Source organism: Emticicia sp. MM, assembly GCF_001649495.1.
Genome location: NZ_LXHX01000052.1, coordinates 1 through 7,988 on the forward strand (window position 1 = coordinate 1; position 7,988 = coordinate 7,988).

At 33.4% G+C, this 7,988-nt stretch carries 9 protein-coding genes; 3 read left to right on the forward strand and 6 right to left on the reverse strand.

Features of this window, described 5'->3' with window-relative positions:
• Nucleotides 1-27: 27 nt before the first annotated feature.
• The gene (rlmB, locus tag A6M55_RS07205) at nucleotides 28-888 is read left to right on the forward strand and encodes a 23S rRNA (guanosine(2251)-2'-O)-methyltransferase RlmB (protein WP_064197077.1); all 861 of its coding nucleotides are present in this window, start codon (nucleotides 28-30) and stop codon (nucleotides 886-888) included.
• Between the two features lie 103 nt (nucleotides 889-991).
• Here rlmB and A6M55_RS07210 read toward each other — a convergent pair whose 3' ends face one another.
• From A6M55_RS07210 to A6M55_RS07220, 3 genes are all read right to left on the reverse strand, one after another.
• A complete protein-coding gene (locus A6M55_RS07210; protein WP_015030683.1) occupies nucleotides 992-1,510 on the reverse strand; it encodes a shikimate kinase in 519 nt (172 codons plus the stop codon).
• A gap of 21 nt (nucleotides 1,511-1,531) precedes the next feature.
• A complete protein-coding gene (locus A6M55_RS07215; RefSeq protein WP_064197078.1) occupies nucleotides 1,532-2,641 on the reverse strand; it encodes a BT_3928 family protein in 1,110 nt (369 codons plus the stop codon).
• A gap of 88 nt (nucleotides 2,642-2,729) precedes the next feature.
• Nucleotides 2,730-3,281: a DUF1599 domain-containing protein gene (locus A6M55_RS07220; protein ID WP_015030685.1), complete on the reverse strand. Its 552-nt coding sequence runs from the start codon at nucleotides 3,279-3,281 to the stop codon at nucleotides 2,730-2,732.
• Nucleotides 3,282-3,449: 168 nt separating this feature from the next.
• Between A6M55_RS07220 and folP the strand changes: the two genes are divergently transcribed.
• On the forward strand, nucleotides 3,450-4,301 hold the full coding sequence (gene folP / locus A6M55_RS07225; RefSeq protein ID WP_064197079.1) for a dihydropteroate synthase: 852 nt from the start codon (nucleotides 3,450-3,452) through the stop codon (nucleotides 4,299-4,301).
• 15 nt (nucleotides 4,302-4,316) lie between these two features.
• Here the strand turns inward: folP and A6M55_RS07230 are convergent, their stop codons facing one another.
• The 3 genes from A6M55_RS07230 to A6M55_RS07240 form a co-directional block, all read right to left on the reverse strand.
• Nucleotides 4,317-5,498: a glycosyltransferase family 4 protein gene (locus A6M55_RS07230; protein WP_015030687.1), complete on the reverse strand. Its 1,182-nt coding sequence runs from the start codon at nucleotides 5,496-5,498 to the stop codon at nucleotides 4,317-4,319.
• 102 nt (nucleotides 5,499-5,600) lie between these two features.
• On the reverse strand, nucleotides 5,601-6,170 hold the full coding sequence (locus tag A6M55_RS07235) for a WcaF family extracellular polysaccharide biosynthesis acetyltransferase (RefSeq protein WP_064197080.1): 570 nt from the start codon (nucleotides 6,168-6,170) through the stop codon (nucleotides 5,601-5,603).
• 46 nt (nucleotides 6,171-6,216) lie between these two features.
• The gene (locus A6M55_RS07240; RefSeq protein ID WP_064197081.1) at nucleotides 6,217-7,473 is read right to left on the reverse strand and encodes a prephenate dehydrogenase; all 1,257 of its coding nucleotides are present in this window, start codon (nucleotides 7,471-7,473) and stop codon (nucleotides 6,217-6,219) included.
• Between A6M55_RS07240 and A6M55_RS07245 the strand changes: the two genes are divergently transcribed.
• Nucleotides 7,457-7,903 (forward strand): DMT family protein, encoded by a 447-nt coding sequence (locus tag A6M55_RS07245; protein ID WP_374755374.1) that lies wholly within the window; start codon nucleotides 7,457-7,459, stop codon nucleotides 7,901-7,903. The genes A6M55_RS07240 and A6M55_RS07245 overlap by 17 nt on opposite strands.
• The last annotated feature ends 85 nt before the right edge of the window (nucleotides 7,904-7,988 follow it).

Here is a 7,988-nt window from a genome sequence, read left to right on the forward strand (position 1 = left end):
GGCATATTGGTTTCCGTTTGTAGAAGCATGGAGAACAGGAAACGTAGTGGATTAGGACGTAGTTCAGAAGGATTTAAAAAAACAGGCAGTGATTCTAAGCCTGGACAAAAAAAAAGATATTTTGCTAAACCAACACCAGTAGGATTTGAGAAGCCTTCAAAACCTGACATTGTATTTGGTGTACAGTCTGTTTTAGAAACATTAAAAAGTACTAAAGAAATTGAAAAAATCTTACTTCAACGTGATTTTGGGCACGCTGAAGTTGAGAAACTGGCTCGTGAAAGAGAGATACCTTTACAGAGGGTTCCTTTAGAGAAACTGAATCGTGTTACGATGAAGGTTCATCAAGGTGTAATTGCATTTGTTTCTGCTGTGAATTACGCAAAAACCTCTAATGTAGTTGCTGATACTTTCGAACAGGGTGAAACGCCACTTTTGCTAGTTTTAGACCGCATTACAGATGTTAGAAATTTTGGGGCAATTGCACGTACCGCCGAGTGTGCTGGTGTAAATGCGATAGTTGTTCCTGCTCGTGGGGCAGCACAAGTTAATGCAGATGCCATGAAAACATCGGTTGGTGCATTAAACCATTTACCAGTCTGCAGGGAAAATAGTTTGTCGCAAGTAGTTAGTGAGTTACAACAGTCTGGAATACAGGTTGTAGCATGTACTGAAAAAGCGAATGATGAATTGTATGAAATCGACTTTACCCTACCAACTGCAATTTTGATGGGCTCTGAAGAAGATGGTATTTCTGATAATTTATTAGAACAGGCCGACTTCGCAACTAAGATTCCAATGATGGGAAAAATAGGTTCGTTGAATGTTTCAGTGGCTACGGCAATTATTTTATATGAAGCTGTAAGGCAACGCCAAAACAATAAATAAAATAACAAAAAAGAGCCTCTATTAAAAGGCTCCTTTTTGTTATAGACGTGATTCTGCTAATCAAAATAAAGGAGGTATTTATTCCTAAACACCTCCTTAAAAATTATTTTCTTGAAAATTCTGCTTCTATTATCCAAAGAATACTGTCGGGATCGGTATCGCCTTCAACAGTTATATCCGCTTTCTGATAGGTTGAGAGGCGTTCATTATAAGTTTGTGAAATAGTGTCTAAAAGCGATTTACTTTCTAAATCAAATAATGGACGGTCATTTTTTTTAGAAACTTTCATTCTTTCGACTAACATTTCTGGTTTTACATCTAAGAAAATACTAATACCATTTTCTTTAATATAATCAAGGCCATCGTAATAGCATGGAGTGCCACCGCCAGTGGCTACAACCATTTTTGAATCCTTAATAATTTTTTTGAGTTGTTGGTTTTCAACTTTTCTGAAATATTCTTCGCCATTTAAGCTAAAAATTTCCGCGATTTTCTTGCCTTCTGCAATTTCGATTCTCAAGTCTAAGTCCACAAATTCGTATCCGAGACTTTTTGCGATTTGTCGGCCAAGTGTACTTTTACCCGACGAAGGCATTCCTATTAAAAAAATATTCGTGGTCATTCTCAAATCGATGCTTCTTTTTTATTTTAATGTTTCAGCTAATTCTTTTTTACTTGGAATACTATGATTACCCCATTTACCCTTGACTACTCCATTTTCTAACAAAATCACGCATGGATTTGTTCTGGCCATTGTTTTTAAAACTGTAGCATCTGCCGAAAAATATGGAGTAGTAATATGATTTGTAGTTTTAAATTTTTCATAGTCGGCTTGTATCACTGATGTCAAAATCATTGGTTGAACTCCAATTGATTCTGCTTCTTTGATGACCGATTTTAGGTTTATCACTTCCGCTTCATCAATTTGCTCAACATTTTTCAATATAACTAATAATTTTTTACCAGTAAAGCTAGAATCTGTATAATTATTACCTTGTGAATCGCTAATATTGTAATCAGTAATTTTAGGTTTAATTTTATCCTCATTTAGTGTAACCATAGATACATACTTATAGGTGAGTGTATCCATCAGAAATTCTTTTGCTACTATGGTTTCATTGGTTTTTTTGTTCAAGAAAGTAAATTCCATTATTGGTTTTACTCCCGTTGGCTTCATTTGTTCTGGAATACTTTTACCTACGGCATACGGTAAAAAATCAATAGGTGGCAAGTAGCGTATGGCATAAATACCTAATCCAAATGAAATAATAGTAGTTATGGCCATAAAGGTATGCAAATTTGATTCTTTATAACCACTTCTAAAAATAAAAATTACGAGTATTAGAAAGGTTAAGAAAATATCTTTATTAAAAGAAGTCCAAGGTTTAAGCTTTAAAAAATCCCCGAAACAACCACAATCAGTTACTTTATTGAAGTATGCTGAATAGAAAGTTAAAAAGGTAAAAAATACGATAATTATTAAAAGTAACCATGAAGTATATTTCATGCGATAAGAAAGAAGCGTAGCAATCCCTAAAATAATTTCTAAAGCACAAAAAATTAGTGATAACGTAAGGGAGTTGTGAGCTAGAAACATAAAAACACCTTGCAAAGAAGGTAAATCTTGAGCAAAAACTTCGAAATATTCTTCTAGTTTAATGCCAGTACCAACAGGGTCTACAACTTTTACGAACCCTGAAAAAGTAAATATTACACCAACAATTATTCGAGCAATTTGTGCGAGTATTTTCATAAAATCAGTTGATTGAAATTGGATTTGTGGTTAATAGTCTAATCATTTCAATAAAATGTTAGTTTATAATCATTTTATTGTTTTATAATTATTGTTGTCCCTGAGCCTGTCCTAGCTTAATCATACAGAATACAGCATAGTTAATGATATCCTGATAACCAGCTTTAATACCTTCTGAAACTAAAGTTTTACCTTGATTATCTTCAATTTGTTTAATGCGGTATAATTTCATCAAAATAATATCTGTCATTGAACTTACTCGCATATCACGCCAAGCTTCACCATAATCATGATTCTTATTAAACAATAATTGCATTACCTCAGCAACTTGTTTATTATACATAGCTTGAAGTTTTTCAAAAGGTATTTCAACTTCAGAATTATTCACTAATTCAGCTTGAATTAAAGCCATTACACAGTAGTTGATTATACCAATGAACTCAGGAATTTCGCCTTCATCAACGCGGCTAAATCCTTTTTCTTGAATGGTTCGTATACGTTGTGCTTTAATAAATATTTGGTCTGTTATACTCGGTAATCGTAATATACGCCATGAAGTACCGTAGTCTTTATTTTTCTTTTCAAAAAGGTCTTGACAAATTTTTATGACTTGGCGATATTCTGTTTCTGTTTGGTTCATTGAGTTATGTAATTGCTGTCGCTTTGTGTTCGAAATTGTATTTTTGTTCAATTTAGAAAAAAGTAAGTCAAGTTCACAAGATTGAATTATCTTTGAATCAAGAAAATTAAATTAAGTAGATTGAGGCAATTTTTTTGCAAAACTAAAAAACTTCGCCACCATAAACAAATGACATTGATAAGTATTAAATTTCAGAATGATTCTAAGGCAGAGAATAAGTTGATAGATTTATCTAGCCCAAAGATAATGGGGATATTAAATATTACGCCCGACTCTTTTTTTGCTAAAAGTAGATACAATGCCGATATTGATTTACTAATAGAAAAAGCTGCTGAAATGCTTAAACAAGGTGCTACATTTATTGATATTGGAGGATATTCGACCCGTCCGAATGCCGCAGAGGTTTCAACCAACGAAGAAATTGATAGAGTTGTACCCGCCATTGAAGCAATTGTAAAAAACCTACCAGATGCAATACTATCAATAGATACTTTTAGAAGTAAAGTTGCTCAAGCAGCAATTCATGCTGGAGCAGCGATAATCAATGATATTGCGGGGGGGAATCTTGATGAATTTATGTTTAAAACAGTTGCAGAATTAAATGTTCCCTACATATTAATGCATAGCCGCGGTAATCCACAAACCATGAATAGCTTAAACCAATACGATAATCTTACTTTAGAAATTATACATGAACTAAATGAAAAAGTTTTGCAGTTAAGATTATTAGGCGTAAAGGATATAATCATTGACCCTGGTTTTGGTTTTGCAAAAGATTCAAAACAGGGGTTCGAATTAATGAAAAACTTGAAAACATTTGATGTAATGAATATGCCCATTCTAGTGGGAATATCAAGAAAATCAATGATTTGGCGAACACTTGGTGTCTCTGCTGATGATGCCCTCAATGGCACAACGGCTTTGAATATGTATGCACTTACTCAAGGTGCTAAAATCCTACGAGTTCATGATGTTAAAGAGGCCAATGAAACACTGAAATTGTACGAGGAGCTTTGTTGACTCTTTTGATGAATTTTAGTTTGTACTCACCTCACTGAGTTTTAATTGTTCCTTCTTTGGAGTTTTATTGGCTGATGTTTTATCGGTTGTTGTTAGTTCTTCTTTCTTTAATTGAAGACGTCTGACTTCTAAAAAGTGTCCAGCAATAAAATAACAAGCCAATAGAATAACTATGAAAAAGCAGAGTTCAGTATTTGTAAAATAACTTCTTGCCAAGTAAGTAGTTACAGTAAAGAAAATTGTTGTAAAATATAAAACAAAGGAAGCCTGCATGTGAGAAAGATTGTTGTCTATCAACAAATGGTGCATGTGCAGGCGGTCAGCTTTAAATGGTGATTTTCCTCTCAAAATTCTAATTGAAAATACTCTAATTGTATCAAAAATTGGAATAATTAATATAACAACTGCTATAATTGGTGCACTAACAAATGATAAGTCAGCTTCCCAAGCATGCATGACATTTAAGTGAATAAATCTTACGGCAAGTACTGTGATTATATATCCAATAATCAATGAACCAGTATCTCCCATAAATATTTTTGAAGATTGAGAAAAGTTAAATCGCAGAAAACCTACTAAAGACCCAGCTAAGCACAAAGCTAAACATGCCAAAGAATAATGGTGGTTGACTAAAAACCAAAGTCCAAATCCACTACTTGCAATCATTGCAATACCACCCGCTAAGCCATCAATGCCATCAATTAAATTAAAAGCATTAATCATGGCTACAAAGACAAAAATCGTGAGTAGGATACTTAAAATGTAAGGAATATGTCCAAGTCCAAAAATTCCAAATAGGTCTGAAATTCTCAAATCACTTCCAATAACTACGATGGCTGATGCCAGAACTTGCACAATCATTTTCTTAGTTGGTGAAAGTGCATATAAGTCATCTTTAATTCCTAAAAAAAATAATATTACGGTCCCTGCAAAAACTTTGTGAATTAATATTCCTTCATCACCAAAATTCCAAATCATATAACCAATCAAAACACCAGCGAAAATTGCTACTCCACCAAAGGTAGGAGTAGGTGTTTTATGTGAGCTTCTTTTAACAGGATTATCCATTAATCCACGCAGACCGCTTATGTTTATGATGACAGGAATTGAACGCAAGTTTATGATCATTGCGATAATCGCTGAAATTAATATTTGTATTTGCTTATCAGGGATAAGAGATTCGAAAGTAGGAAACATCTGAGCAATGTTTAATATTTATTACTTCTAGTTAGTAATTACTATACAAATTAAATACTTTTTTTAATGTAAACACGAAAAAAATAAAATCTTTTTGGTGTTTTATTTATCTAATGGCATTTTCCTAATCCTGACTTTTTGAGCAGGATTACCTTGATAAATCGTGTAAGATTCTAATGATTTATTCGCTACAGAATTTACTGATAGTACTGCGTGTGAATGACAAGTTAAGCCCCCACAAACCACTGCTTTAGCTCCAATCCAAACACCTTCTTCAATAGTGATATCTTTTACAATAAGGTCAAAATTAGATTTGGAGTAGTCATGATTTCCTGATAGAAGTAACGCTCCTTGCGAAATACAAACATTATCTCCAATCTCAACTTTGCCTAAATTATCAATCCAAACTTCTTCTCCAATCCAAACATAATTACCAATTGTTAAATTCCAAGGATATTTAATATTGACTTTGGGTTTGATTGTTATGTTTTTCCCAATATTTGCCCCAAAAAAAATGAGTAGTCGCCTTTTTATTGAAGATGGGATTAAGAGATAAGAATTGAAAAAAATTGCGTTGGTCATGTACCACAGTAAAGAAGTTAATTTTCCTCTTGTTAAAGTTGATTGTTTATACCAATCATTATTGTATTTTGATAAATCTGTTTTATCCATTTAAGACGTTTAAATTTCAAAAGAGTTACATTTTTTTTAATTAGTTTTACGCATTTTGAAGTTTTGAAATCAAAAGACTACTTTTGGCTCTACCTTCTTCTAATCGGTCAGATAAGTAGGTTTTGGTGGCTTCAAAGTGTTTTCGGTAACTTTCTTTGTCCCCCATTTCTACTATATTAGCCCATTCATGAACTGCAGTATGAAATGCTAAGTCTTCGCCACGAATTGTTTTATCAAAAAGGGCTGCTTCAATAGTTTCTTCCAGTAAAGAATCATTCATAAATAAGTACTCTGCCATACCAACTCTGAGTTTAAATGGTGGGGTTTGGCAAATTAAATTTTTATAGGGATTTGTACCTAGTTTATGCCAAGTGTCAACCATAGCTAAAAGACTTAAATGAGAATTAGGCTTGTGTTCAAAATCTTGACTTAAGCTAAATTCACTCATAATTTTATCATCGAGCATTAAGTCTCCACTTTTATCTTTAAATACGGAATCTCGTGCAGAATAGATGCGTTTACGAAACTTTTTTTCATTTTCCTGAATCATCATTTCAAAAAGCTCATTTTCAGCTTTAGCATAATTTCTTACATCTCTTTTGGCATAAGGGTTTTGTAATGCTAAGCCCGAATAAACATGGAATTTGTAGCTGTAAATCCTAAGGGTCATGAGTAACTTTACATTATCCAAGCCATTTGGGTGTAATGTGTTTTCCCAAGGATAAACTTTTCTGTGCATAAAGGCTGTTCCGATACTCTCAAAACCTATATGTGTAACTGCTTGAATATCAGCCATCATACGGTCATGAGAATGGAAATCCTCTAATTGATGTATGATTGAACCAATTACATGAAAAACCTTAAGTGACTCTTCAAAGGCTGTAATTGACGCTCTGTGGTTTACTACAACTAATGTTTGTCCAACCGGATTTACGGCAGGCCCATAAAGTGCGTGACAGGTAACAATTTGAGCATCTTGTGGTAGATACTTTTCAAACGCAGCTATTTCAGGTGTTTTGACAGAGGTTTGTCCTGCAACGATTGCTCCATATTTGGTCGATGGTCCACATTGAGCGACTACCTTTTCAATGTTTTCAGCTTCAACAGAATAGAGTATAAAATCACATAATCTAGAAACTGCAATTCCGTCGTTAAGTATCTTTATTCCAAATGGACCTAACTCATTTTCGAGGATTTCACGGTTTTGAGGCAGGTCACAGCCAAAAACTTCTAAACCTGTATTTGCCCAAATCTTGGCAAACATTTTTCCCATATCCCCCAAACCAATGATTCCAATTTTCATAGATGCTCCTGCTCAAAAAAGAGTTACAATTCTAAAATTAATTACATTTGCAAAGATAATCAATTTGTTTTATTTAACACTTACCCAAATTTTACCATTAATTATGCGGACAATTTTATTGCTACTTGTTTCAAATACATTCATGACATTTGCATGGTATGGACATCTTAAGCGGCCTGATTTGCCGATTTGGAAGGCAATTTTGATAAGTTGGGGGATTGCATTTTTTGAATACCTTTTTATGGTTCCAGCAAATAAATTAGGGTATGGTCAGTTTAATGCATTTCAGTTGAAGACAATACAAGAAGCAATTACATTAGTTGTATTTGTAGTTTTTGCGGTATTTTACTTAAAAGAGCCTTTAAAATGGAACTACTTATTAGGTTTCTTTCTTGTATTTTTGGCTGTTTGGGTAGTTTTTAGAAAGTAAAACTTTAAGTATATTTATAAAAAAAGAGGTTGGGAATCCCCCAACCTCTTTTTTTATATGAAATTTTATTTTTCACTGATACCAA